We start from the raw sequence: 23240 nt of genomic DNA, 5'->3' as shown, positions 1-23240 counted from the left end.
TACGGCCCACAGAATGATGTCACGCTGAAAATGCCGGCCTTTGAATGGGTTCATGTGCAGCTCCATCAGCAAAAGGGGATGATAAGTTTATCACCACCGACTATTTGCAACAGTGCCGTGCATCATGCTTAAACGACCCTCTCTGAGCGTACTTTCCGACAGTCCTGTGCACCGCACCACTTACCCGGCAGGCCTATGTCTTGGTTATTCTTCGTTGTACCTTTTTCTTCAGCTTTATCCCTGACATGTCTGTCTGAACAGTTCTAAGCAAACCGGAATGTTGTCATGGCCAAAGTACAAGGGCTCTTTGTTGGATACCGAAAATTCGCTGTTGATCGCGACTGGCTTCGTCAGCAGGAAGAACAACGTTATCGGGATCGCCAGCGACAATTTGATGAATGGTCCAGGAAATGGGTCACTGTAACCAGGCTCAAAGAGACTCGTTTATGGACTGACGGAGCCATCAGGCGATGGTTGGGTGAACCTCAGCAGCAGGGTAAATATAAAGTTTTCCCCGTTGAAGCGGTTTTGGCTGCTGAGAAGTTGAATGAGTTTCGGCTCTGGCTTAAACCCCGACTGGAAAAGAAACGTGCCCAGCACCACCACTTTTTAATTCCATTTCTGTAAAGTAGAAACAACGGCAGTTCCGGCCGCATTCAAGGCTTCGGCATCTGGTCAGAAATAAAGCGCCATTTTTCAGTATAAGGGAGGTTAGATAGTGGAAGGTATTGAGACACTGAGTTTGCAGCTTGATGAGAATGAAACTATGGCCCTTGCTCAATTAGTTAAACGTCTGAGCTGGAGCGATCTTCGTGGCTGTGCTGTGAGTGACGAAGAAGCCTGGGTAATGAAAAGCGCAATTGAAAAATTACAACAGGCGTTAAGGGAAGAAGGTTATGCGCCTCGATGAGGCTGGCTTCGTTCTTTATTCCGATAACAAATTTGCTTAAGGACTAACTATGAGCCAGCACTGGTATGAGGTGAAAAGCAATCAGGGAATTGTTCAGGTGATTGTTGGGAGAAGATATTAATGTAATGCGTTTCTGCATTACATCAAGCAGATTAGCTTTTTCTGGTCAAAATAGACGATGTGATTTTTCTTTAGCCGAAGTCCATCCGCTCCCCACGCAACCGGTAAAGGTTCGCAGGTTTAATAAAGATAGGTTTCGTATCTCCCTAAGGGTGGGATAGGTAAACTCATAATGGCATCTGTGTTTACTATGTAAGTATTCGGGTAAAATTCATCTAATACAGTAAAGTTTAGTTTCTTACAAAAGCTTAATAAATATGGGTTTTTCACGTCTTCTATTACAACATCGCACCAGGGATTCGATTCACAGCAAAGCTTCAGAAAAGACTTAAACCATCCCTTGTTTTGTATTTCTTCCGGAAGCCGTACCACATGTATGGTCAGACAATCTCCATGATAACGATTAGTACTTTGTCTAAGCCCTACAACAATCCCCTTTTCTTGAATCTGTACACCTGCCTGATGCTCTTTCATGTCGGGCGTATAGTGCCTTGCTCTGTTTAACCAGGCCACCAGCTGCTGAGCCGTACTTGGTGATTCTTCAGCTATCCATTTCAGGTACTTGATGCGGTCCATATGCGCCTCCCTGTACGATTTCCAATGAACAAAGGCTCTACAGTATTAAGCTGCTGTAGAGCTCATTCAACCAAGCTCAAACTGTGCGTATTAAAGGATGCCTAACCTTTTTGTTTCATCGATCCACGGTCTGAATTCTTCCAGTAGATTATCATATAACTTTTCATCGCTAATCGAACCGAAATCATCCATGGCAAAGAAGTGGGTGTTATCAACCCGGCGGTCAGTAAAGTCATCCAGATTTTTGAGGATACCGTAGCTTGAACCACCCAGGCCGACAAACTTCCAGAAGATGGGGTAGTTGGCAGAACGCCGGATTGCATCTTTAATCGCCCGGGTCTTGCTGATCCCGCCATCGGTAATAAATACAACATACACCGGGATTTTCGAGTCCTTAAAGTAGTCGACTATTTCTTCCATCACAGGAGGCTCGTTGTTTGTCCCTCCGAGGCCCGGCAGGTTCTCCCAGGCTGAACGCTTTCCAGCCCCGCGAATGGACTGAATATATGTGTCCAGGTTGTCCAGTGTGACGTTTGGATACTTCTTATGCTTCTCTCCAAATCCCCAGACATCCATTTCACCGTCGTCGTCGAACTGGGCGGCAAGAACGGCGATGCGGTCCAGCACAGACTGAACGTTACCCTTACTGAACTGGCCACTCATTGAGCCGGATGCGTCAAGTACAAATGCAACCGCTGCCTCAAGGGTGTCCAGTTTATTTTTAGTAAGACTGACCGAGGCTTTTTTAGCGAGGCTTACAAGGCGCGGAGATCTGGTTTCCAGTTTCTTTTCCAGACTGATACGAGCAGGCTTTGCTGGCTGCGGAGCTGGCTGTGCGACATCAACGCCATAGCTAATGGCCAGAGGCTCAAGACCACCGTTGAAACCCTGCCCGAGCGCACGAAGCTTCCAGGCGCCATTGTGCCGATATACTTCACCCAGGATAATTGCTTTCTCACTGCGGCCCTGAGTCTCAGCCTGGAACTCAGCGATTCCTTGAGCCTGCATGCTCAACGAACTGAGCCCACTGATGGTATCTTCACCATCAATGACAACTGTGATTGCAATTTTACTGATGTTCGCAGGAACACGATCCAGTGCTATCTCAATGCTGGACTGCTGAGAACCGGTAACGAGCTTTACTGCCCCTTCAGGAGAAGACAGATTATTGTAAAAGATAAAGTCAGAATCGCCGCTGACCTTTCCCTGAGCATTAAGCAGGAACAGGCAGGTATCGGGTTCGCCTTTAAAGCCGGATTTGGTAGGGTACTGAAGATTCAGCCTGATCGCAGATTGCTGAAGTGGTATGTTTTGTCCGGATTGTAGATTCACATTAACTCTCCTGATTTTTGATTATTTTAAAGCGCAGCGTTTATATAGGTTCCCCTGGCTTAGTTCAGGACGCTGGATTTCTGGTGAGGCGTATATATGGTGTGACACCATATTTCATCACGTTGAAGTTTCTATACCTGTTGAATTGGAATTTCCATTGGTCGGGTATTTTATCTTCCAGAACCCGTGCCTTCATAAGTCGCAAACGTAACATATATCAGAGGGGCATGCTGTTGATATAAGGCACGGAATACAGGCTTTAACCAGCAACCAGAGAAAAATCCGTTTCCTGCCTTTAAAAGGCTCACGTCAGAATTAACATCTCTCTGCTTTCTGAGATTCCCGAACCCTTTCTGCCCCCCCCCTCCTGATAGCGGATCGCAACCAAAAAAAACCCCGGCATTGCCGGGGTATGATTCAGCGTTATTTTAGATGTTAACGCCGTGCTGGGAGGCAAGAGCCGCCAGGCCACCGGCAAAGCCCTGACCGACAGCTTTAAACTTCCACTCAGCGCCATGACGATACAGTTCACCGAAGACCATAGCGGTTTCGGTTGAGGCATCTTCAGACAGATCGAAACGGGCAATTTCCGTGCCGTTGTCGTTGTTGTAAACGCGCATGAAGCTGTTGCTCACCATGCCGAAGTTTTGTTTACGCGCTTCTGCATCATAGATGGTAACGGCAAACACCAGTTTTTTGATATCTGCTGAGACTTTGGTCAGATCGATTTTGACCTGCTCATCGTCGCCGTCGCCTTCACCGGTACGGTTGTCGCCCTGGTGCTCTACCGCGCCATCAGGGCTGGTTTTGTTATTGAAGAAAATGAAATGCGCATCTGACAACACTTTACCGTCTTCGCCTACTGCGAACACGGAAGCGTCCAGGTCAAAACCCTGACCATCGGTTACACGGGCATCCCAGCCTAGGCCAACCATAGCAACATTCATGGTTGGTGCTTCTTTGGTCAGAGATACATTGCCGCCTTTTACGAGAGAAACTGCCATTTTTAGCTCCTGCAAACAGTTGAATGAGGGCTGCATTAACAGCCCCGGGTAGAAAAGTTACTTTTTGATCAGGACGCGTTAATGCCGTACTGAGCACATACAGATGCCAGACCACCAGCATAACCCTGACCTACTGCGCGGAATTTCCACTCACCATTGTGGCGATACAGCTCGCCGAACAGCATGGCAGTCTCAGTGGACGCATCTTCGGTCAGATCGTAGCGAGCAACTTCAGTCTGGTTATCGTCATTAACCAGACGAATAAACGCACCGGATACCTGACCAAAGCTCTGGCGACGAGCCTGAGCATCGTGGATGGTCACAACGAAGATGATCTTGTCAACTTCAGACGGGACGGCGTCCAGTTTAATTTTCAGCGATTCATCATCACCATCGCCCTCACCGGTGCGGTTATCGCCGGTGTGCGTTACGGAACCGTCGGATGACGTCAGGTTGTTATAGAAGATGAAATCTGAATCGCCGCGCACTTTGCCGTTTGAGGCCAGCAGGAATGCTGAAGCATCCAGGTCAAAGTCCTGACCGTCTGTTGAACGCGCATCCCAGCCAAGGCCCACCAGGACGTTTTTCATTGACGGAGCTGCTTTACTTAGGGAGACGTTCCCGCCTTTGGAAAGAGAAACACTCATAAAATAACCTCTTCGATTAGTAATTGTTCAGGTTAACACTTAAGGGGATTAACTCCCCTTTTCCTCAGATTCAGGTTTGCCCGGGAACATGACGCTTGCGAGAATGCCCAGCGCCAGTACACCCAGTACAACATACAGGCTGGTTGTTGCCGCGATGCTGTAACCATGATGCCAGATGTGATCGGTCGCATTCAGGCCGAGTTTTGCCGCGATGAAGAACAGCAGCACGATAACGGCCTTCTCCAGATGAACCAGGTACTGTTTCAGTGCCTCAAGGACAAAGTACAGAGTACGCAGGCCCAGGATAGCAAACATCATGGCACTATAGACGATAAGCGGTTCACGACTGACGGCAATGATTGCCGGTACCGAGTCAAACGCGAACATTACGTCCGAGAGTTCAACCACAGCCACACACAGGAACAGCGGGGTCGCATACAGCGCCGCTTTTTTACCACGGCCAATGGTGACATCGCTGTTTTCTGGTTTCGCCAGTTCAGCATCCACTTCCTTCTGGTTAAGCAGGAAGGCATGCCCTCTGAGCTTCGGCCAGATAGGGAAGAAGCGTTTAACCATGCGGTAAGCCAGATGCTGGGAGTAATCCTCAATTTCATCATCGTCATCACCGCTTTTAAGCATCATGACCGCTGTCCAGGCAACGATAATAGCGAAGACAACTTCAACATACGGCCCCAGACTCAGCAGGCTCGTACCGATGGCGACAAAGATGCCCCTGAAGACAATGGCACCAATGATCCCCCAGTAGAGAACACGGTGGCGATAACGATCCGGAACGGCGAACCAGGAGAAGATGGCCATCATGACGAACAGGTTATCGACCGACAGCACTTTCTCCAGCGCATAACCCGTGACAAACAGACTGGCAACCTCAGCACCGTGGTGGATATAGAGGAAACCGGCAAATGCCATCGCAACCACAACCCAGAATACGGACCAGAGCGCCGCACTCTTCAGCGAAATAGGCTTGTCATCACGGTGCATAAACAGGTCAATAAAGATGGCACCGACTGAAAGCGCAATAAAAACAATGACCGTTTCAGTCGGGAAGCCGATGTGTGTGGAAACCATATTTTACCCTTAGGGATGTGGATCAGAGGCCAAATTCAGCCGGGTCGAAGCCCAACGCGATAGCGATCTCGCGGGAGGCCAGTTTCTCGTCCTGATCGAAGTTACCGTCACTTTTCGCAACGGCAATACCAACACGTAAGGCCAGCTGAGCGGCCTCAGGCTGATCTTTCAGCGCCAGGATGTATTTCATGGTTTCGCCCTTGCCGATTTCAACATCGAAATCGAAGCTTGAAACCAGTTTATTGAAGAACTCAATCACCTCATTGGTATCGAAGACCTTCAGCTCTTCTGAAGAGCGCAGAAAGCCCATCATTTTCTGCTTTTCTTCCGAACTTACGCCGTCACTCGATACGGCAATACGGGCACATACAGCAACGGTGCCCTGCATGAATTTTTTGTTTTTGAAACGGCCAACCTGGCGGGTCAGTTCGTCACGGCCTGAGTTAATGGCACCTTTAACTTTGTCGAAAAAGCTCATACCTGTTTCCTTTGTTGCTGTGTTATTTAGAACCGGCGCTCCAGCGAAATCCCCAGCCAAATGCCCGGTCCATTTCGTCCTGGCCTTTGAAGTACTGGTTAATTCGCTCGACTTTAATTGCGCCGTTTTCGTTTACGAGTCTGGCAATGGCGCACAATGTGCGACGGTTTTCACCTTCGGTCAGGCGGGTCTCAATGGGCGGTTGATCCGGCACATGAATGGTGACCACACCATCAGTCTTGTCCCAGCTGGGAACACCTTCATAAATAAAGGCGTAAATCAGCACTTCGCGGATATGCTTCCATTCACGTCCATTGATATGCAGCCACTCGCCGTCTGATACATCACCCGTCCGGTCATCGCCCTTGAGCTGAACATACGGTTCATCGCGATAATCACCGAATGCATTACCGAGCGCCTGAATGACCGATTTATACCCGTCCTGAAGCTCAACAAAGGCCCCCAGATCCAGGTCGATTCCTTTGGAGCCGAACATGCCTGCAAAGCCTGATTTGCCGCTGCCCCGGTGCCAGTTCAGGTTGATCCGGATTTCACCGAAGTTATCCCGTTTGGTCAGGCTGATTGCAGGCTTCTCTTTTGTCAGCGATACCTTGCTCAGGCTGATTTTTGTCTCAACTGGCGGAGGGGTTACAACCGGAGGAGTCGGGGCTGCGGGAGCCGGTTCGTCGGCAATATTTACGCCGAAATGCTCTGCCAGCGGTTTAAGTCCACCGTTGAACCCCTGCGCAACGAAGCGGAATTTCCAGTCATTATTACGACGGTAAAATTCACCCAGAATTAAGGCTGCTTCCTGACGGCCGCTCAGTTCGACACTGCCGCTAACCAGGCCGGTAGCCCCTTGCTCCACGTCGATGGAAAGATTACGAAGACCGGACACCGTCTGCCCACCGTCACAGGTCACGGTGAACGCAATTTTCTGGACATCAGGTTTCAGCCGGTTGAGCGCGACAGTAAAGGTTGAGTACTGGCCTTCACTGACCAGGCTGACGGTACCATCATCGTTACGTGGCTGACCATAAAACACCATGTCCGCATCACCCTGCACCTTCCCGTCGGCATACAGGCGAAACGCCGAAGCATCCACCTGGCCGCCCGAGGTGATCCGGACCCGCAACTCCTGGGCTGGAACGGGGGCATTGCCCCCCGGCGTCAGGTTCATTAGCGAATAACCGCTGAAACGATATCGGAGTGCATATCGTCAATTGTGCGGCCGCGACAGGCATGGCCAAGGGCGGTAAAGTCCCAGTTGCCGTTATTACGGCGCAGCGAAGAAATAACGATCCCGGTATGTGAGCCCTGCTCAGTCAGCTTGTAGCGAGCCAGCTCTTTGCCGGTTTGATCGACAACGCGGCAGAACGCGTTTTCGACGTCATTGAACGACTGACCACGGAAGCTGTTTACCGTAAACGCCAGGTATTCAACGTTTGCAGGCAGTCGGGAGAGGTTGACATTAATCACCTCATCGTCACCGTCACCTTCACCGGTCAGGTTATCGCCACTGTGCACAACAGCGCCGCAGGTGGATTCCAGTTTGCGGAACCAGATGGTGTCAATTGTTTTACCGGTGCTGTCCATTAATACGCAGCCAGCATCGAGATCGATTGAGTCGTTGCCTCCAAACAATCCTCCAAGAAGACCTTTTTTCTTAACCGGATCCCAACCGAGACCGAAATGAAGCTGGCTTAATGCAGATGATTCTTTGCTGAGTGATACCGTCTGGTTCTTAACTAATGAAACCATGTTTTATTCCTTAAAATGGTAATGACCGAGACAATCAAAGGTATATTTAGTAACTGACGAAGAAAATCATATCATGATGAAGTTCTCTGACAAGGGAAATTTTGGTAGTTTTCTGTAAAAACACAAAAAGAAATCCTTTTCAGGGTGTTAATTTTCTAAGTTTAATTTAAATATCAATGTGTTATCAGGAATCCAAAAAACCTGACGCACTCCATAACCACAGGAGTTATAAATCATATTATGATTGACATGTAGCTTAGACACTCATAGACTCACTTCTCAATCATAAATTTGCATGGCGTTCCGGATAATTAAAAAAAATGAACAAGAAAATTTGGTTTATGGAAGGTTTATCCTCCCAGCGAGATATTATTCAGGGGGTAAAATCATTTGCAAAAAAAAATAATTTTGCCATTACCGTTTTTGCCTCCCACCGTAACGAAAGAAATGAAATCCTTTCCGTTGCCGACTATTCTTTGACTGAACCTGAAGATCCTCAAAAACGTCTTCAGTTTATCCAGGAAACCATTCAGTCCTACGGCATCCACCATATTCATACTGGCCGTAACAGCCAGTGGTTTGAAGAACACCGTTCAGCCATTGAATCGACCGGTGCCACCCTTACTACCGGTGCAACGGGCGTCGACTGGTTAACTCTGGCTGACGAAAAAGTTACTTTTGCTCAGTTTATGGAGCAAAAGGGTCTCCCGGTCGTACCATCCTGGCGGGTGAATACGCTGGCAGAATTAAAAACACACCTCGCGGCCCCGCCGTTCACTGACAGCCCGGTATGCGTGAAGCCGGTGACGGGTATCTATGGCATGGGATTCTGGCGCTTTGATGACAGTGCTTCGCCTATGGCCGTCTTTAATCATCCCGAACATCGTCTGGTCAGTCCGCAACAGTATATTGCAGCAGCATCAGCTGCTGAGTCGTTTAAACCCCTTGTTTTGATGCCGTACCTGCCAGGCCCGGAATTTTCCGTCGATATCCTCGCGGATAAGGGCGAAATACTCGCAGCCGTGGGACGCCGTAAGGAAGGGGTTATCCAGTATCTGGTAAACGAAGGAAGCGCCTGGGAACTGGCGTGTGACTGCGCCAGGGTTATGAAGGCCGACGGGCTGGTGAATGTTCAGACGCGAAACGATGTGAATGGCAACCCGGTGCTGCTTGAAACCAACATGCGTCCGTCAGGGGGGGTGGGTTATACCCTTCACAGCGGGGTGAACCTTCCTGGGTTATTTGCTGCCTTTAAGCTCGGTCTGATGTCTGAAGATATGGTGCGCCAGAGCGCTAAAAACACCTTTTCTCCGGTTGCGGTGAGATCCATTACGGATGTAATTGCATACCCGGAATCACTCTCTAACCTTCTGAATTAAGGCGTATTTATGTCTGATATCCTCGAAGATATGATTTATCGCCGTACCCTCTCATGCGGTACGATTCAGGTAACCCGCGACCAGGGTGAAGTTTCGCTCGATGACCTGTTTGACATCGCTGAAAGACGTAACCCGAAACGCGCCTTTCTGTTTGTCAGCAAAGTACTCGGCAGGCACATTCCCGTGCCACCCTCAGTCATGCGGCAGGCCTACAGACAGCTTGCCAGCCAGTTCCCCTCGACACTGACAGGACCCGTACTGTTTATCGGTATGGCTGAAACCGCCGTTGGGCTTGGGGCCGGTGTATTTGATGAAGTGCGCCACCAGCATCCTGAATCTGTCTATCTGACCTCTACCCGTCACCCGGTTGATGGCACGTTGCTTTGCGAGTTCAAGGAAGAACACAGCCACGCCACCGATCATCTGATCTATCTGCCAGATGATGAAGAGAAAAGACGTCGTGTTACCAACGCACGAACGCTGGTTTTGATTGATGACGAGGCAACCACCGGTAATACCTTTATTAACCTGCTTTCAGCCCTGCGTAATACCGGCAAGCTTCAACATATTGAACAGGTTATAGCCGTTACGCTTACCGACTGGAGTGGCAAAGCCTTGTCCGAGCGCAGCACCTTACCAGTCACTTCGGTTTCTCTTGTAAGCGGTAAGTGGGGATGGACCCCATTACCTGATGCACCTGTCCCGGACATGCCGAAAGTCAACGTAACTTCACGAGGAGAATGGGACATCCAGGGAAAACAGTCCTGGGGCCGACTGGGGATGCTCGCACCTGCGGCCGATCTCGGCCATGAGGTCTCCGTCCACAAGGGGGAACGTATTCTGGTTCTCGGGACCGGGGAATTCGTCTGGGAGCCGTTCCTGCTTGCTGAACGGCTCGAAGCTGCCGGAGCACAGGCATTTTATGGATCGACCACCCGCTCCCCTATCGCCGTTGGTTATGCCATTGAGTCCGCCATTTCCTTTACGGATAACTACGGGCTGGGCATCCCCAATTTTGTCTATAACGTCGCCCACCAGCAGTTTGACCGCATTCTTGTGTGTACTGAGACACCCGCAGAAAGTATTGACACGCAGCTTCTTAAGGCGCTGGCTGAGGTTGCGGCCGTCGTGGAGATTGTTACCTATGAATAAACCCGTTGTTCTGAGCGACCTTGACGACACGCTCTTTCAGACCCGTCGTAAAATGGTGGACGAGCTGGCCCTGGAGCCATTCCGTACCGGTGCCGTTGATCGCACCCTGAATCCACGAAGCTTTATGACGGAAGAACAGTCCATGTTGGTGGACTGGCTCCTGGAGCAGGCTGAACTCATACCCGTTACCGCACGGGGAACTGAAGAAATCAGCCGCGTACGGATCCCTTTCCACTCCTGGGCAATCACCACTCACGGGGCCGTCATTCTCACGCCAGAAGGCAAACCCGACGAGGAGTGGAAGGCCCATATGCTCGGCCAGCTGGCTCCCTATCAGGAAAAGCTGACATCGATGCAGCGTCTGATCACTGAAATGATGGACGCAAAAGGGATCAATGCCTGGGCAAGGCTGAACTTCGAATACGGTGAAACGGCGGTTTATATGGTGATGAAGCACCGCGACAGCACCCGCCTTGACGAGCTCAATGCCATTGCAGATGAGATAGAAACGGTGTTTCCGACCGAGGGCTTCTACATCCACCGCAACAGTAATAACGTGGCCTGGCTTCCCACCGCGGTTGAGAAAGGGCTGGCAGTCAGATGGCTTCTTGAAAAACTTCGGGCTGAACGCGGAGTCTTCCCCGTAATTGGTCTGGGCGACAGCCTGAGCGATCATCGTTTTATGAAACTGTGCAGCTGGTTTGGCATCCCGCGTCAGAGTCAGTTTGCAGATGCCATTTCACAGCGAATTTTTGGAGAAAATTAAAATGCAGCCACATGACACATTTACCGGCTCATACCAGCCCGGTGACGTGGAATTTCTGCTAAAGCCGGTAGTCATTGAGATGACGCCGGTTGAGCAAAAAGAAGAGCTGATTCAGTCAGGGAAGAAACATTATTCGGACATGCTCAGTCAGGAGCCAGCGCCAACACAATGGCATCTTGATTTGTTTCACCGGGCGCTGGATCGGGGCGCAGAGAGACTTGCAAAAGAAGTCACACAGCTCGCTATTGCTCTGGCCGAACGCTTCGGTGATGAGCCCATTGTACTGGCCAGTCTCGTCAGAGCTGGCGTGCCGCTCGGCGTTATGCTGCACCAGGCCCTGCGTGACATGGGGAAAACCTCATGGCATTACGGTATCAGCATTATCCGGGATCGTGGAATTGACGGTGCAGCCCTCGACGTCATTGAAGAGCGCCATGGTACCAGCGGTATTGTCTTTGTTGACGGATGGACAGGTAAAGGCGCAATTACCGGAGAGCTTGTACGCGCACTGAAAGATCGCCCGGGCTATCCTGAGCAGCCGCGACTGGTTGTCCTGGCCGATCCCTGTGGCTGCTCCTGGCTTGCAGCCAGTGATGATGACTGGCTCATTCCTTTTGGCATCATGGGTGCGCCGGTATCAGGCCTGATCTCCCGGTCAGTATGGTCCTCTGAAGGATTACATGGGTGCATGGTTTGCGAGCATCTCAGTGAATTCGAATGCAGCCGGATGCTTGTCGATACCGTCGCCCATTTCCGTAAGAAGTTAACCCCGTCATCCCTCGCTACCCTGAGCTGGAATATGGAGTCAGCCCGGGTCTTATGGCAGACAAGTCGCGACGTTATCGCGTTCCTGGCCGATGAATTTAAAGTGGACAGCGTCAATCGTATTAAACCCGGTATTGCTGAAGCAACCCGGGCTGTATTACGTCGGGTACCGGACCATGTATTTGTGCGTTCTATTGACGACCCGGACGTTGCCTTGCTTGTAGGGCTTGCTCGTGAAAAGGGAATAGTTGTTACAGAAATGGGGGGAACCCTCGGCCAGTATCGGGCTGTAACCATTATCAAGAAGGTACTCTGATGAAAAATCGTCTTTCTCCCTGGAATCTGGGAGCCACGCTATACATGCCTGCAACACGGGAAGATATTGCTGATGCCGTCCTGCACGGGAAAATCCCGGGTTTGCGCTCTCTGGTGATTTGCCTGGAGGATGCTGTCAGTGAAGCAGACATCCCCATCGCCCTCAAAAATCTGGAGCACCTGCTGCACGAGCTCAGTAACAGCATGCGTAGCCTGGGTAAAAATGACTGGCCTCTGGTGTTCATTCGCCCTCGGCATGCCGAAATGGGCAGATGGTTAAAAGCGCATTATGATCTTTCCGCTGTCGATGGGTTTGTGTTGCCGAAATTTACCCTCAGTTCGTTAGCTGAATGGTGGGATATCATGGGCGGGACTCACCTGTGCATGATGCCAACGCTGGAAACAGAAGACGTCTTTGACGTGGTTCAGATGCGCGAGCTGGCCACTCGCCTGGTGGAACATCCCTGCCACGACCGCATTATTGCGCTTCGAATCGGCGGCAACGATCTTATGAACGTTGTGTCGCTTCGCCGCCCCCGGGACCTGACGCTGTATGACAGCCCGATGGGCTACGTCATCAAAATGCTCGTTTCAGTCTTCGGCCCGCGTGATTTTGCCCTGACCGCGCCCGTATGTGAGCATATTGACGATCATGCCGTTATGGCCAGAGAGCTGGCTCTTGATATGGCACATGGGCTTGTTGGGAAAACGGCCATTCACCCGGGTCAGATAGAGGTCATTCAAAACGCGCTGATGGTCACTCAGGGTGAGTATTCTGACGCTCTGCGGATCCTGAACTCTACCCAGGCCGTGTTTAAGTCGCAGGGAGCAATGTGTGAACCCGCCACACATCGCCGCTGGGCGGCTGGCATTCTGGACAGAGCTCGTTTTTATGGGTTACAGAACGAGCAAAGCGCTGATGGAATCAGATTACTTACCGTGACCCAGCATCATTAAGGAAATCATAATGGGGTTCAGGTTCAGAAAGTCGATCAACATTATTCCTGGCGTTCGCCTCAACCTGAGTAACGGTGCACCGAGCCTGAGTGTCGGGCCGAGAGGTGCTTCCGTTTCTTTTGGTAGCCGGGGGACCTATGCCAATCTGGGCTTGCCCGGTACCGGGCTGAGTTACCGTACCCGGCTTGACCGGGCCGCGCGTTCCGGAGGTGGAAACCGGACGGCAACCGACCCGGGGCTCAGACAGGCGCTTGAGCAGGAAGCCGCTGAACTCATGTCAGCGGTAACCGCAATCCGTAATATTCACGAGCTGACGCCGGATCCAAAAACAGGCATCAGCTGGGCAGAGCTGGAAGCAGTATACCTGCATAACAGAACGTCGCCTTTTCAGGTTCCGGCACCGGTGCGTCCAGAAAAGCCAGACTACCTTGCATTGCCGGAAAAGCCTGCCGAGAGCGAAGGCATTAGTTTTCTGGGTAAATGGTTTGAATCGGAATCAGCTAAAGCTGAGCGCCACGCCGAAAATCTTCGCCGGTGGCAGCAGGAGCTGATTGATGTGGAGCGTGAGAATACCCTTCGACAGCACCGGTACCAGCAACAACGGACGGCCTGGGCCGAACAGTATGCAAACTGGAAGTTTGAAGCAGAAGAACATGAAAAACGGCTCGCCACGGCTCAGGCAGATGCCCGGCAGCAGTTCCGGACAGACGCCGCGTTTTTCGAATCATACCTGGCGGGTGTGCTGGCAGAAACTGAATGGCCGCGTGAAACGATTGTTGCATTTGAAGTAAAGCCGGAGCTATCAGCAGTCCTGCTGGACGTTGATTTAGCTGAGATTGAAGATTTCCCTGATAAGATTTACGGCGTTAATGCCCGGGGCACGGAGCTGACGGAAAAAGCCATGACGCAAAAAGCCGTACGCGAAAACTATGCCCGCCACGTCCATGGCTGCTTGTTCCGCCTGGTCGGTATCGTTTTACATACGCTACCTTTCGACAACGTGATTGTGTCAGGCTTTACGCAACGGGTCAGTAAGCGGACCGGCTATCTGGAGGATGAGTATATCCTGTCCTGCAAATGCACTCGCAGCCAGATGTCGTCAGTAAATTTTGCAGGCATAGAACACATTGATCCGGTTGAAGCGTTAGGCGATCACCCGGTTATTCGAAAGATGAGCAGTACCTTCATTTTTCAGCCTATTGAACCACTAACCCTTTAAGCAGGCTAAATCTTACGATGCAATTAAATACCAGACAGGCCCGGATTTTTAAGCTTGCCAACTTACTGGGCACCGGCAAGCCCGTTTCCGCTGCCGACATTATAACCAGTCTGGAATGCTCAGAGCCGACATTAACCCGGGCCCTCAAAGAGCTACGCGAGTCATATTCTGCGGAGATCAAATACAGCAAGGCAGGTCATTCCTACCATCTCGTTAATCCGGGCCAGCTGGATAAAAAGACCCTTCGCCGGATGAATGAAGCGCTCGCACAGAATGCTGAACTGAAAACCGGTGAGTCTACAGGGAAGGTCGTACTCGATAAGGATAAAAAAACAGCCGTGTCCTTATCGCTACGCATGCGGATCTTAAGAAAAATTGACCGTCTGGCTGCGCTGAGTGGCTCGACCCGAAGTGAAGCGGTAGAGAAGCTGGCTCTGCACTCCGTTGACGAACTGATAAAAGAATACAGCGCTAAAAAGTCCTGACGCTAAATCTCAGACCGGGGTGAAAACCCCGGTTTTGTCATATTTTACCTCTGTATTGGCGTGACGTAGTTTTGATCTATTCTCCTCCCGCAATGCCAGCAGCGCCTTACTGACTACAAAACCTGGTGTCTTGACATCCTCTTGTGCTACACATCAATCTTTGGGCGTTTTACACTCCATTCATGCAGATCTGTGATGTATGATGAATTTCATACATAAGACAGTTTATTTGTCCGAGTTTTTTCAGAAATCTTATATTCCAGTCCGGTCTGAATTATTTTTCTGTTGATAAGAGGCCATTCACATGTCGGTAATTCTATGGTGGTTAACTTATTTCTTTAATGCCGCTTCTGAGTATTTAATCTCCACCCGACAGATGTCGTGCCGTTTTATCAAATCAACAAACCCTGGCCTCTTCCTGAAACTACTCTCCTCTTCCGATCTCTTAAGAAGGAATTACATTTGAGACGCTTACCCGTATATCTGCTACTCGACACGTCCGGCTCTATGCACGGAGAGCCTATCGAAGCGGTTAAAAATGGCGTTCAGACGCTGCTTACCACGCTGAAACAGGATCCGTATGCACTCGAAACGGCTCACGTGTCAGTGATCACCTTTGATTCTTCAGCCCGACAGGCAGTCCCCCTGACAGACCTCCTGAGTTTCCAGATGCCAGCACTAACAGCCAGCGGCACCACGTCTCTTGGCGAAGCGCTTTCCCTCACGGCCAGCTCCATTGCCAAAGAAGTACAGAAAACGACGGCTGACACTAAAGGTGACTGGCGTCCCCTTGTATTCCTGATGACGGATGGAAGTCCGAATGATGACTGGCGTAAAGGCCTGAATGACTTTAAAGCGGCCAGAACCGGCGTTGTTGTGGCATGTGCAGCCGGGCATGATGCCGATACCAGCGTCCTCAAAGAAATCACTGAAATCGTGGTTCAGCTCGATACAGCTGACAGTTCGACGATTAAAGCTTTCTTTAAATGGGTCAGTGCGAGCATTTCGGTAGGCAGTCAGAAAGTGGAGTCCAGCAAAAAAGAAGTGATCGGTCTTGAAGACCTGCCACCGCCGCCGCCAGAAGTAAATGTGGTCTTATAATTTTATTGATTAAGGGGATATCATGTCTGTCAGTCTGAGCAAAGGCCAGGGCGTAAGCCTGAAAAAAAATGAATACGATCTCTCGTCCGTTACTATCGGCCTCGGTTGGGATATTAATGAGGAAAAGAAAGGTTTTCTCGGCGGGATCTTTGGTAAAAAAGAAGAAGAATACGACCTTGATGTGATCGCTTTCCTGTGTAATTCAGCCGGAAAGGTGACCGATCTCGGCAATGTGGAAAATGGTAAACCAACGCTTGTGAATGGCGATATCATCTTTTTCAACAGCCTTCGCCATAAGTCAGGCAATATCTGGCTGACGGGCGATAACCGAACCGGAGCCGGTGACGGTGACGATGAGCAAATTATTGTGCGCCTGAATTCCCTTGACGCTCAGTACGAGAAAATTGTGTTCATCGTTCAGATCTACAATGGTGAAAAGCTCCAGCAGCACTTTGGTAAAGTTCAGAATGCCTTCATCCGGGCAGTAGATGCCCGTAATATTGAAATGGCACGATTCGATCTTTCTGGCGGACCCGCCTTCGCCAGCCAGCGCTCCATGGTCTTTGCCGAGCTGATACGCGAGGCTACAGGCTGGAAACTCAGGGCAATTGGTGAGCCTTCAGAATCAGATTCGTTTGTCTCGCACCTGAGGAATTACATGTGATGCGCCGCCTGCCTGTTTACCTTGTTATCGACACATCCGGCTCGATGCGCGGTGAGTCAATCCATTCCGTTAACGTTGGAATTCAGGCGATGCTTAGCGCTCTTCGCCAGGATCCCTACGCCCTCGAAAGCGTTCATATCTCCATTATCACCTATGACAATGAGGCGCGTGAGTTCATTCCTCTCACGCCGCTGGAAGACTTCCAGTTTTCTGACATCGTTGTGCCAAGCGCAGGCGGGACGTTCACCGGTGCTGCCCTTGAATGTCTGATGCAGTGTGTTGAACGGGATGTACGTCGCTCAGATGGTGATACCAAAGGAGACTGGCGTCCTCTGGTATTCCTGATGACTGATGGAACCCCTTCTGATGCCCTGGCGTACGGTGAAGCGGTAAAAGCGATTCGCGGCCGGGGATTCGGATCCATCATTGCCTGCGCCGTTGGTCCTAAAGCAGGCCATGAGCACTTAAAACAGCTCACCGATAAGGTTGTGTCTCTGGAGACGCTAGATTCAACCGCGTTTGCAGGTTTCTTTAAATGGGTATCGGCCAGCGTGTCTTCCGGCAGCACAAGCGCGGGGATTAATAACGGAACTGATACCCTTCCCCCTCCTCCACCAGAAATCCAGCTGGTGCTCTGACAGACAGAAAGGTGCTGTTTCCGGGCAGCACCTTTCTGTACAGCAACGTTTTCTGCTGGCCGTACCAGCCGTACGAGGAAAATTATGAGACGCCTTCCCGTGTTTTTTGTCCTGGACTGTTCAGAGTCCATGATTGGTGAAAACCTGAAAAAAATGACTGATGGTCTGCAAATGATCGTCGGAGATTTAAGAAAGGATCCACACGCACTTGAAACAGCCTGGGTCTCGGTAATCGCATTTGCCGGTGTAGCCCGTACGATTGTACCTCTTCACGAAATTGCCTCGTTCTACCCTCCCCGCCTTCCCGTTGGCGGCGGTACGAGCCTTGGAGCTGCATTGCGTGAGCTGACCGTGCAAATTGATACCCAGGTCAGAAAAACCACTCATGAGGCTAAAGGCGACTGGAAACCCGTCGTGTATCTCCTTACCGACGGACGTCCGACTGACGACACAACCGCAGAAGTGAAGCGCTGGAAGGATCACTACGCGAGTAAAGTGAATCTCATTGCCGTTGGCCTGGGGCCGTCAGCGGACCTGAATATCCTGCGGCAACTGACAGAGAATGTCATGCTGTTCACCGAATCTCAGGAAGGGGACTTTACCCGCTTCATCAAATGGATCACGGCCTCGGTTACGGCGCACAGCCGCAGCGTCGGGGACGACAAACAACCTGAGCTCAGCCAGACTGAATACATAGTCCGGCTGGCCAAGGACGAGCCAGTAAAAGCGTACGACGAAAACTGCGTTACGCTTACCGGCCGTTGCAGCAAGACCCGTCGTCCGTACCTGATGAAGTATGAACGGCCACCAGCAAGGGTTTCCGGGCTCGATTTCAGTCTGAACCTGAACAGCTTTAATATTGCCGGATGCTATCCCATCGATGAGGACTATTTTGCGTGGTCAGATGCCACCGCTACCGGTTTGCAGGTAAATACCAGCGAACTGCATGGCGTACCGGGTTGCCCCCACTGCGGTAATGCCAGTGCGTTTGCCCTGTGCTCATGCGGAAAGTTGCTGTGTATTGACGGCCCGGATGACGTGATCTGCCCGTGGTGTGAAACAGGCCTGTCATTCAGCAATGATGGCGGAAACACTAACTTCGACGTAAACAGAGGGAGAGGTTGATGTCGCAAAATGCTTTACTTGAAGAGAAGATTATCCGCTTAGTTCTGTCTGAGCTGGGCCACCCTGTTGAAGGTGAGCGGCTTTTACTTCTATCGCAGGACCCATCCCTTACCGAAGAAATTATGCGGCTTAAAGAGCGGATTGAGAGCCTTGCACAGGGTTTATCTGCGCGGGTTAGCGAAGGTGATAACGACGCAGAGATTGCCGCCTCGTCAGCATCCAGTCTTTCCGATCAGCAACAAACGGTCGTAAGTGTTGCTGATAACCCGGGCATTGACGCTACCGATACATCAGCACTGCAACCCCTGCCAGAAAATGAGCCTCATCCTCCGTTCTGGAAGCTGATGCCTTATTACGAATTTGATAAACCAGCACAGAGGGAAGACGAAAACCTGTCTTCCCTGGTATTAAAACCCGGGCAGATACCGACAGGCCAGCAGCGGGCCAGCTTAGCTGTGCCACCTGCCGTTCCCCCGAGAGCTAAAATAACGATCCCCAACGCCCGCGCAGGCGAACGTTTCTCTTCGCCGGTTGCTATCGTTCTGGGTGAGGGCCAGCAGGCTACTGTCAGGGACGTTGTCTTTCCCCGGAACATTGGCCTGTCTTTTGACAAAGAACAGGAGTTGCTGACAGGTACTCCCACCGAAAGCGGCGATATAGAGCTTTCAGTAATCTGGTCATGCACGTCGCACGACGAATGTGAAACAAAACAGCTATTTATAATCAATCCCGATCCGAGAAGCCTGTGGAAGGTGGTAGAGCCACCAGCAGACGCTCCCTACCCTAAGTCCCATCTGGACGCTGCTGGCCTGGTCAGGGGTGATATACGTATTGCTGCCGCCAGTCGCCGGGGACGCTCTCATGAGCATGCCGGAAGCTTCAGAGATGACGACTTCTACATCAACCACTGCCAGGAAACAGGATGGTCTGTCATGCTGGTCGCAGACGGAGCCGGTAGTGCGGTAAATTCCCGGGAAGGCTCCCGGATTGCAGTCAAAACGGCTGGCGATTACCTTTTAAATCAGCTCAGTGGTGTGAAAGGCGTCCATTTAAAGCAGCACATCACGGCGTGGGAAGGGAGCGATCAGCAGGCAACAATAAACGCCATGCTTCATCATTTTAAACAGGCAGCTACGCTCGCGGTCAACAGTATCCAGAACGAAGCCATTTGTGCAGAACAACCTGTGAAATCCTATTCAACAACCCTTCTGGCAACTGTAGCGCTACGAACTGATAACGAGCTGTTTGCGACTGCATTCTGGCTTGGTGATGGTGCGATAGGTGCATACAGCCCTTCCGGTAAAGTCAGGATACTGGGAAATCCCGATAGCGGAGAATACGCAGGACAAACCCGTTTCCTTGACCAGAGCATTATCGCAGACCCCTCGTTTAGCGGCCGCATCAGCGTGGGTAAATGGAATGATGTATCTCACTTGATCCTCATGACAGACGGCGTCTCAGACCCTCTGTTTGAGACGGATAATGGGCTTCGCAGTGACGAAAAATGGACCCGTCTCGTTGATGAGCTCAACCCTGTCCTTACAGACGCCAGTATTGCGCCTGAGAGGTTAGGCGACTGGCTTAACTTTTTCTCCACAGGGAACCATGATGACCGCACTATTGCGGTGTTGTGGTAAGGGATACGCTTTTTCGGTGATCAATATGGCAAATATCGTTACGTGCAAAACAAAGGACGGCGAAACAGTCCAGTATGTTGACGAGGTAATTGGTTCGGGCTCGATGAAGGATGTTTACTTTTCGCCTGATAAATCATACGTCGTCGCTTTTTATCATAAACCGCAGAACGAGCAGGCCCGGGATCGGATTGATATGATCACCGGACGCTACAGGCAAAACATTTTTGGCCAGTCCGGAGGTGAATACTGGAAGGACCTGTTTTGCTGGCCGACCCATGTTGTTGAGCATGGGCATAAAATCGGCATCGTGGTTCCAACCTACAAAAGCTACTTTTTCTTTAAATACGGCTCTAAAAACGATGATTTTCTTGGCATAAAAGGTCGTGAAAAGGAAGGCAAATGGTTTGCCAGCGCCAGCAACCAGAACAAATTTCTCGACCCACGTGAACGAGGCAATACGCTTACCTATCTCAAGGTCTGTCTGCTGCTGACAAGAGCCGTCAGAAGGATGCATGCGGCAGGTCTCTGTCACAGCGATCTAAGCTATAAAAACGTGCTTATCGATCCAGAAATGGGACATGCCTGCATCATTGACGTAGACGGCCTGGTTGTCCCTGGAAAGTATCCTCCCGACGTGGTGGGCACCCCGGATTTTATCGCTCCGGAAGTGGTGAAAACCAGTCATCTTTCCAAAGAGGATCCGAACCGCGTATTGCCAAGCATTACTACTGACCGTCATGCGCTGTCGGTGCTTATCTACATGTATCTGTTCTTCCGTCATCCGCTACGTGGCGGAAAAATACATGACATGTCGGATGAAGTACGTGATGAGACCTTATCTATGGGTGAGAAGGCACTCTTCATTGAACATCCGACAGACAAAAGCAATGCAGTCAAAGTCAGTCAGCTATCGTCCTTTTCACTGCCCTGGGCTGACCCGGAGAAAATTCCTTACACCATCATGGGCCCTTATCTGACACCTTTGTTTGAGCGCGCCTTTATAGATGGCTTACACGATGCCACTAAACGCCCGACCGCCGATGAGTGGGAAAGCGCCCTGGTTAAAACAGTCGATCTGATACAGCCCTGCCAGAACAAGGCGTGTGAACAGAAATGGTACGTTTTCTCGGGTAAGACAAAGCCGGTTTGTCCCTACTGCGGTACGCCATACAAGGGTAAATTACCGGTTCTAAATTTATATTCTTCCCGAAAGGAAGGCAGTTATCGTCCTGACGACCACCGGTTGATGGTGTGGAGCGGGCAGTCAATCTATGCGTGGCATGTGAATCGCCTCATTGCGCCAAATGAGCGTACAACCGATTTGCAAAGGAAACGAGTTGGGTATTTTGTTTTCCATAACGATCAGTGGTGGTTAGTAAATGAAGGCATAAATGGGCTTATGTCATTACCGGATAAACGACAGATTGCCATTGGGGAAAAAATTGAACTGACGAATAACGCTCAGTTTGTTCTGTCAAAGGAGGAAGGCGGCAGGCTGGTCGTCGTTCAGTTAGTAGAAAACTAACGGACGCCCATAACGACTAAAACGTTCTGGCAGCATACTGAACCTGTTTAATGAATCACTATATTAAGCTGTGTCAAATTTAAGCTGCCAGAAAAACTGACTGTCTGTGCCGGATATGCGGTACACCTCCTGCGGCAAGGGTTTAATGCGCAAAGCCCAATTTATTTATAAGAGTGAATAGTTTTGTGGCTCTACCCTGCCGCTCTCCTTTCCTGTGTCATGGTTTTTAACATCTGAAATACTGACATTGTTAAGCCGGTGATTGTATAAGGCGATGCGGACAATCTCATGAAGATATTCAAGTTCGTTTTGTGTCAAGGACTGGCCTTCCTGGGTTTTTGAAATCATTTCCTGCCAGCAGATCAGTCTTTCGTAACTGACATGTTCGCTGTTTTCCAGGCAGTGCAACCTGAAATAGCGAAGGAACAAAGGAAATTCATCGGTCTGAGCGATGTCATAAGCCCGAACCGTTAACCGACACAGACATACAATCGTATCCTGCTGTAACCTGACTAACGCGTTATGACTGCCCGGAAGGATATCAGGCAATTTCATCTTACAGTCAGCAAGGCGCTGAAGAAGAGGCCCTTCCTCTGAAGGCTCCCGTCCCCGATACTCCTGAAGAGGTTCAGATTCAAGTTCATGCATTAATGGATGATATAGCCATTCCCGGGAACTGGTCTCATCAATGATCAGGCTTTCAATGCACTCACTGTATGTTGTTTTACGTCGCCCGAGCTGCACCTGACTGATTTCATATTCAATATCTGGAAGATCGATACGCAATGCGGCAACTCTTTCGGAAGGATGAAGGTGGTCAAAGGTTAACTTCGCAGAAATGCTACGATCCCTGTCCAGAAAGACGGCCACACATAAATCATTAACCTTTACGAACAGATCAGCTGTGCCTCCGAACATACTGCCGCTTCCAATAACCTCATTCAGTGAAACCGGCCCACCATCGTCGCCAGCGAGAAGATTTGGGAAACCAAGAACCTGGTGCTCGTTGATGACTTCAATAATTTTTCCCCGGATGGCTTCCATCAGACCATCACAGTCACCGGCTACAGCAGTACTGTGTGAGAAATGCCAAAGCTTGACCTCCCCCTGCTTTGCTAACAGATCAGTTTTGCAAGCGGGGCAGATGCAGTTACAGTCGATACCCCGGCTGACCTCTGTAATATCTAAAAAGAGTCCTGATTCTCTCTGGAGTCCAAATGGAATACCAAATGTGTAACTCTTACGCATGGCTGCACCCCGTTTTTGATAATTATTCAAACTATATCCGAAATAACGGAGGAGGATTTCTGTAAAACGAATTAAAAGAAATGATTTTTTAGTTTTCCAGATTAATGTTTGACAAGAATCAAATGAGAGCCTTACAAATATGGAGAGAGAAGTTTAGGTAAAGTAACTTTTATCACAACTTCTAAAATTAAGGAGAATATCGGATGTATTTAGCAGTGGGCTTGGCTTATGATTAAAGTCTTTCTCCGAACTTAATAAGAAAGTTAAAAAGACAGGCTATTACAGTGCCTTTAGCCCCGAAAGGGGCATAAACTATTTTCAAATCCAGACACAGTCTTTTTGTTGTG

General features: G+C 50.2%; 24 protein-coding genes. 15 read left to right on the top strand and 9 right to left on the bottom strand.

All coding sequences use genetic code 11. The annotated features are described in order from the left end of the window. Nucleotides 1-285 precede the first annotated feature (285 nt). Together ACOTX5_RS20785 and ACOTX5_RS20780 are read left to right on the top strand one after the other, a co-directional pair. Entirely contained in the window at nt 286-627 is a 342-nt protein-coding gene (locus ACOTX5_RS20785; protein WP_001151572.1) for a hypothetical protein, read from the top strand. 91 nt (nt 628-718) lie between these two features. Then, complete coding sequence (locus ACOTX5_RS20780; protein ID WP_000398479.1) at nt 719-910, top strand: DUF7706 family protein; 192 nt, start codon at nt 719-721, stop codon at nt 908-910. Between the two features lie 240 nt (nt 911-1150). Here the strand turns inward: ACOTX5_RS20780 and ACOTX5_RS20775 are convergent, their stop codons facing one another. From ACOTX5_RS20775 to ACOTX5_RS20740, 8 genes are all read right to left on the bottom strand, one after another. Continuing rightward, entirely contained in the window at nt 1151-1606 is a 456-nt protein-coding gene (locus ACOTX5_RS20775; RefSeq protein ID WP_000374058.1) for a hypothetical protein, read from the bottom strand. Nucleotides 1607-1696: 90 nt separating this feature from the next. Next, entirely contained in the window at nt 1697-2938 is a 1242-nt protein-coding gene (locus tag ACOTX5_RS20770; RefSeq protein ID WP_001053340.1) for a vWA domain-containing protein, read from the bottom strand. A gap of 428 nt (nt 2939-3366) precedes the next feature. Further along, nucleotides 3367-3942, bottom strand: a complete 576-nt coding sequence (locus ACOTX5_RS20765) for a TerD family protein (RefSeq protein WP_000301247.1) — start codon at nt 3940-3942, stop codon at nt 3367-3369. A 68-nt stretch (nt 3943-4010) separates the two neighbouring features. Then, a complete protein-coding gene (gene terD, locus ACOTX5_RS20760; protein ID WP_000116680.1) occupies nt 4011-4589 on the bottom strand; it encodes a tellurium resistance membrane protein TerD in 579 nt (192 codons plus the stop codon). A gap of 48 nt (nt 4590-4637) precedes the next feature. Next, complete coding sequence (terC, locus tag ACOTX5_RS20755; RefSeq protein ID WP_000255079.1) at nt 4638-5678, bottom strand: tellurium resistance membrane protein TerC; 1041 nt, start codon at nt 5676-5678, stop codon at nt 4638-4640. 22 nt (nt 5679-5700) lie between these two features. Beyond that, entirely contained in the window at nt 5701-6156 is a 456-nt protein-coding gene (locus ACOTX5_RS20750; protein ID WP_000007449.1) for a tellurite resistance TerB family protein, read from the bottom strand. 22 nt (nt 6157-6178) lie between these two features. Beyond that, the gene (locus ACOTX5_RS20745; protein ID WP_001054786.1) at nt 6179-7336 is read right to left on the bottom strand and encodes a TerD family protein; all 1158 of its coding nucleotides are present in this window, start codon (nt 7334-7336) and stop codon (nt 6179-6181) included. Then, the gene (locus ACOTX5_RS20740) at nt 7336-7917 is read right to left on the bottom strand and encodes a tellurium resistance-associated protein TerZ (protein ID WP_000254137.1); all 582 of its coding nucleotides are present in this window, start codon (nt 7915-7917) and stop codon (nt 7336-7338) included. The genes ACOTX5_RS20745 and ACOTX5_RS20740 overlap by 1 nt, the downstream gene beginning before the upstream one ends. A gap of 320 nt (nt 7918-8237) precedes the next feature. Here ACOTX5_RS20740 and ACOTX5_RS20735 point away from each other — a divergent pair, with 320 nt between their 5' ends. The 13 genes from ACOTX5_RS20735 to ACOTX5_RS20675 all read left to right on the top strand — a co-directional run bounded on the left by ACOTX5_RS20735 (nt 8238) and on the right by ACOTX5_RS20675 (nt 21645). Beyond that, entirely contained in the window at nt 8238-9296 is a 1059-nt protein-coding gene (locus ACOTX5_RS20735; protein ID WP_012695441.1) for an ATP-grasp domain-containing protein, read from the top strand. 9 nt (nt 9297-9305) lie between these two features. Further along, complete coding sequence (locus ACOTX5_RS20730) at nt 9306-10448, top strand: phosphoribosyltransferase domain-containing protein (protein WP_001280115.1); 1143 nt, start codon at nt 9306-9308, stop codon at nt 10446-10448. After that, on the top strand, nt 10441-11214 hold the full coding sequence (locus ACOTX5_RS20725; RefSeq protein ID WP_001040058.1) for a hypothetical protein: 774 nt from the start codon (nt 10441-10443) through the stop codon (nt 11212-11214). Before ACOTX5_RS20730 ends, ACOTX5_RS20725 begins: the two co-directional genes overlap by 8 nt. Nucleotide 11215: 1 nt before the next feature. Then, nucleotides 11216-12295, top strand: a complete 1080-nt coding sequence (locus ACOTX5_RS20720) for a cysteine protease StiP family protein (protein WP_001585166.1) — start codon at nt 11216-11218, stop codon at nt 12293-12295. Continuing rightward, a complete protein-coding gene (locus ACOTX5_RS20715; RefSeq protein WP_011152965.1) occupies nt 12295-13251 on the top strand; it encodes an HpcH/HpaI aldolase/citrate lyase family protein in 957 nt (318 codons plus the stop codon). The genes ACOTX5_RS20720 and ACOTX5_RS20715 overlap by 1 nt, the downstream gene beginning before the upstream one ends. A 10-nt stretch (nt 13252-13261) precedes the next feature. Continuing rightward, a complete protein-coding gene (locus ACOTX5_RS20710) occupies nt 13262-14470 on the top strand; it encodes a DUF4236 domain-containing protein (RefSeq protein WP_011152964.1) in 1209 nt (402 codons plus the stop codon). Nucleotides 14471-14487: 17 nt separating this feature from the next. Beyond that, nucleotides 14488-14955, top strand: a complete 468-nt coding sequence (gene terW, locus ACOTX5_RS20705; RefSeq protein ID WP_001176767.1) for a tellurium resistance protein TerW — start codon at nt 14488-14490, stop codon at nt 14953-14955. A gap of 462 nt (nt 14956-15417) precedes the next feature. Then, the gene (locus ACOTX5_RS20700) at nt 15418-16056 is read left to right on the top strand and encodes a vWA domain-containing protein (protein WP_001253657.1); all 639 of its coding nucleotides are present in this window, start codon (nt 15418-15420) and stop codon (nt 16054-16056) included. Between the two features lie 22 nt (nt 16057-16078). Further along, entirely contained in the window at nt 16079-16720 is a 642-nt protein-coding gene (locus tag ACOTX5_RS20695) for a TerD family protein (RefSeq protein ID WP_000116681.1), read from the top strand. Further along, on the top strand, nt 16720-17358 hold the full coding sequence (locus ACOTX5_RS20690) for a vWA domain-containing protein (protein ID WP_001253658.1): 639 nt from the start codon (nt 16720-16722) through the stop codon (nt 17356-17358). Before ACOTX5_RS20695 ends, ACOTX5_RS20690 begins: the two co-directional genes overlap by 1 nt. An 84-nt stretch (nt 17359-17442) precedes the next feature. After that, nucleotides 17443-18483 (top strand): TerY-C metal binding domain-containing protein, encoded by a 1041-nt coding sequence (locus ACOTX5_RS20685; protein ID WP_001253656.1) that lies wholly within the window; start codon nt 17443-17445, stop codon nt 18481-18483. Next, a complete protein-coding gene (locus ACOTX5_RS20680; RefSeq protein ID WP_000081060.1) occupies nt 18483-20120 on the top strand; it encodes a PP2C family serine/threonine-protein phosphatase in 1638 nt (545 codons plus the stop codon). Before ACOTX5_RS20685 ends, ACOTX5_RS20680 begins: the two co-directional genes overlap by 1 nt. A gap of 25 nt (nt 20121-20145) precedes the next feature. Continuing rightward, complete coding sequence (locus ACOTX5_RS20675; protein WP_001284318.1) at nt 20146-21645, top strand: helix-hairpin-helix domain-containing protein; 1500 nt, start codon at nt 20146-20148, stop codon at nt 21643-21645. Between the two features lie 165 nt (nt 21646-21810). Here ACOTX5_RS20675 and ACOTX5_RS20670 read toward each other — a convergent pair whose 3' ends face one another. Beyond that, nucleotides 21811-22893 (bottom strand): hypothetical protein, encoded by a 1083-nt coding sequence (locus ACOTX5_RS20670; RefSeq protein ID WP_001232447.1) that lies wholly within the window; start codon nt 22891-22893, stop codon nt 21811-21813. Nucleotides 22894-23240 lie beyond the last annotated feature (347 nt).

It is taken from the genome of Enterobacter cloacae complex sp. IR5441, from assembly GCF_049238215.1.
GTDB lineage: Bacteria > Pseudomonadota > Gammaproteobacteria > Enterobacterales > Enterobacteriaceae > Enterobacter > Enterobacter hormaechei_C.
Note: the sequence above shows the minus strand (reverse complement) of the source record. Positions and strands in the feature narration are given on the sequence as shown.

Excerpts from the sequence above, each read along its gene's own strand:
- terD (WP_000116680.1), bottom strand. The coding sequence starts at position 4,589 with ATGAGTGTTTCTCTTTCCAAAGGCGGGAACGTCTCCCTAAGTAAAGCA.
- ACOTX5_RS20725 (WP_001040058.1), top strand. The coding sequence starts at position 10,441 with ATGAATAAACCCGTTGTTCTGAGCGACCTTGACGACACGCTCTTTCAG.
- ACOTX5_RS20765 (WP_000301247.1), bottom strand. The coding sequence starts at position 3,942 with ATGGCAGTTTCTCTCGTAAAAGGCGGCAATGTATCTCTGACCAAAGAA.
- ACOTX5_RS20715 (WP_011152965.1), top strand. The coding sequence starts at position 12,295 with ATGAAAAATCGTCTTTCTCCCTGGAATCTGGGAGCCACGCTATACATG.
- ACOTX5_RS20745 (WP_001054786.1), bottom strand. The coding sequence starts at position 7,336 with ATGAACCTGACGCCGGGGGGCAATGCCCCCGTTCCAGCCCAGGAGTTG.
- ACOTX5_RS20695 (WP_000116681.1), top strand. The coding sequence starts at position 16,079 with ATGTCTGTCAGTCTGAGCAAAGGCCAGGGCGTAAGCCTGAAAAAAAAT.
- terW (WP_001176767.1), top strand. The coding sequence starts at position 14,488 with ATGCAATTAAATACCAGACAGGCCCGGATTTTTAAGCTTGCCAACTTA.
- ACOTX5_RS20735 (WP_012695441.1), top strand. The coding sequence starts at position 8,238 with ATGAACAAGAAAATTTGGTTTATGGAAGGTTTATCCTCCCAGCGAGAT.
- ACOTX5_RS20670 (WP_001232447.1), bottom strand. The coding sequence starts at position 22,893 with ATGCGTAAGAGTTACACATTTGGTATTCCATTTGGACTCCAGAGAGAA.
- ACOTX5_RS20750 (WP_000007449.1), bottom strand. The coding sequence starts at position 6,156 with ATGAGCTTTTTCGACAAAGTTAAAGGTGCCATTAACTCAGGCCGTGAC.
- ACOTX5_RS20675 (WP_001284318.1), top strand. The coding sequence starts at position 20,146 with ATGGCAAATATCGTTACGTGCAAAACAAAGGACGGCGAAACAGTCCAG.
- ACOTX5_RS20710 (WP_011152964.1), top strand. The coding sequence starts at position 13,262 with ATGGGGTTCAGGTTCAGAAAGTCGATCAACATTATTCCTGGCGTTCGC.
- ACOTX5_RS20690 (WP_001253658.1), top strand. The coding sequence starts at position 16,720 with ATGCGCCGCCTGCCTGTTTACCTTGTTATCGACACATCCGGCTCGATG.
- ACOTX5_RS20720 (WP_001585166.1), top strand. The coding sequence starts at position 11,216 with ATGCAGCCACATGACACATTTACCGGCTCATACCAGCCCGGTGACGTG.
- terC (WP_000255079.1), bottom strand. The coding sequence starts at position 5,678 with ATGGTTTCCACACACATCGGCTTCCCGACTGAAACGGTCATTGTTTTT.
- ACOTX5_RS20785 (WP_001151572.1), top strand. The coding sequence starts at position 286 with ATGGCCAAAGTACAAGGGCTCTTTGTTGGATACCGAAAATTCGCTGTT.
- ACOTX5_RS20680 (WP_000081060.1), top strand. The coding sequence starts at position 18,483 with ATGTCGCAAAATGCTTTACTTGAAGAGAAGATTATCCGCTTAGTTCTG.
- ACOTX5_RS20685 (WP_001253656.1), top strand. The coding sequence starts at position 17,443 with ATGAGACGCCTTCCCGTGTTTTTTGTCCTGGACTGTTCAGAGTCCATG.
- ACOTX5_RS20775 (WP_000374058.1), bottom strand. The coding sequence starts at position 1,606 with ATGGACCGCATCAAGTACCTGAAATGGATAGCTGAAGAATCACCAAGT.
- ACOTX5_RS20730 (WP_001280115.1), top strand. The coding sequence starts at position 9,306 with ATGTCTGATATCCTCGAAGATATGATTTATCGCCGTACCCTCTCATGC.
- ACOTX5_RS20740 (WP_000254137.1), bottom strand. The coding sequence starts at position 7,917 with ATGGTTTCATTAGTTAAGAACCAGACGGTATCACTCAGCAAAGAATCA.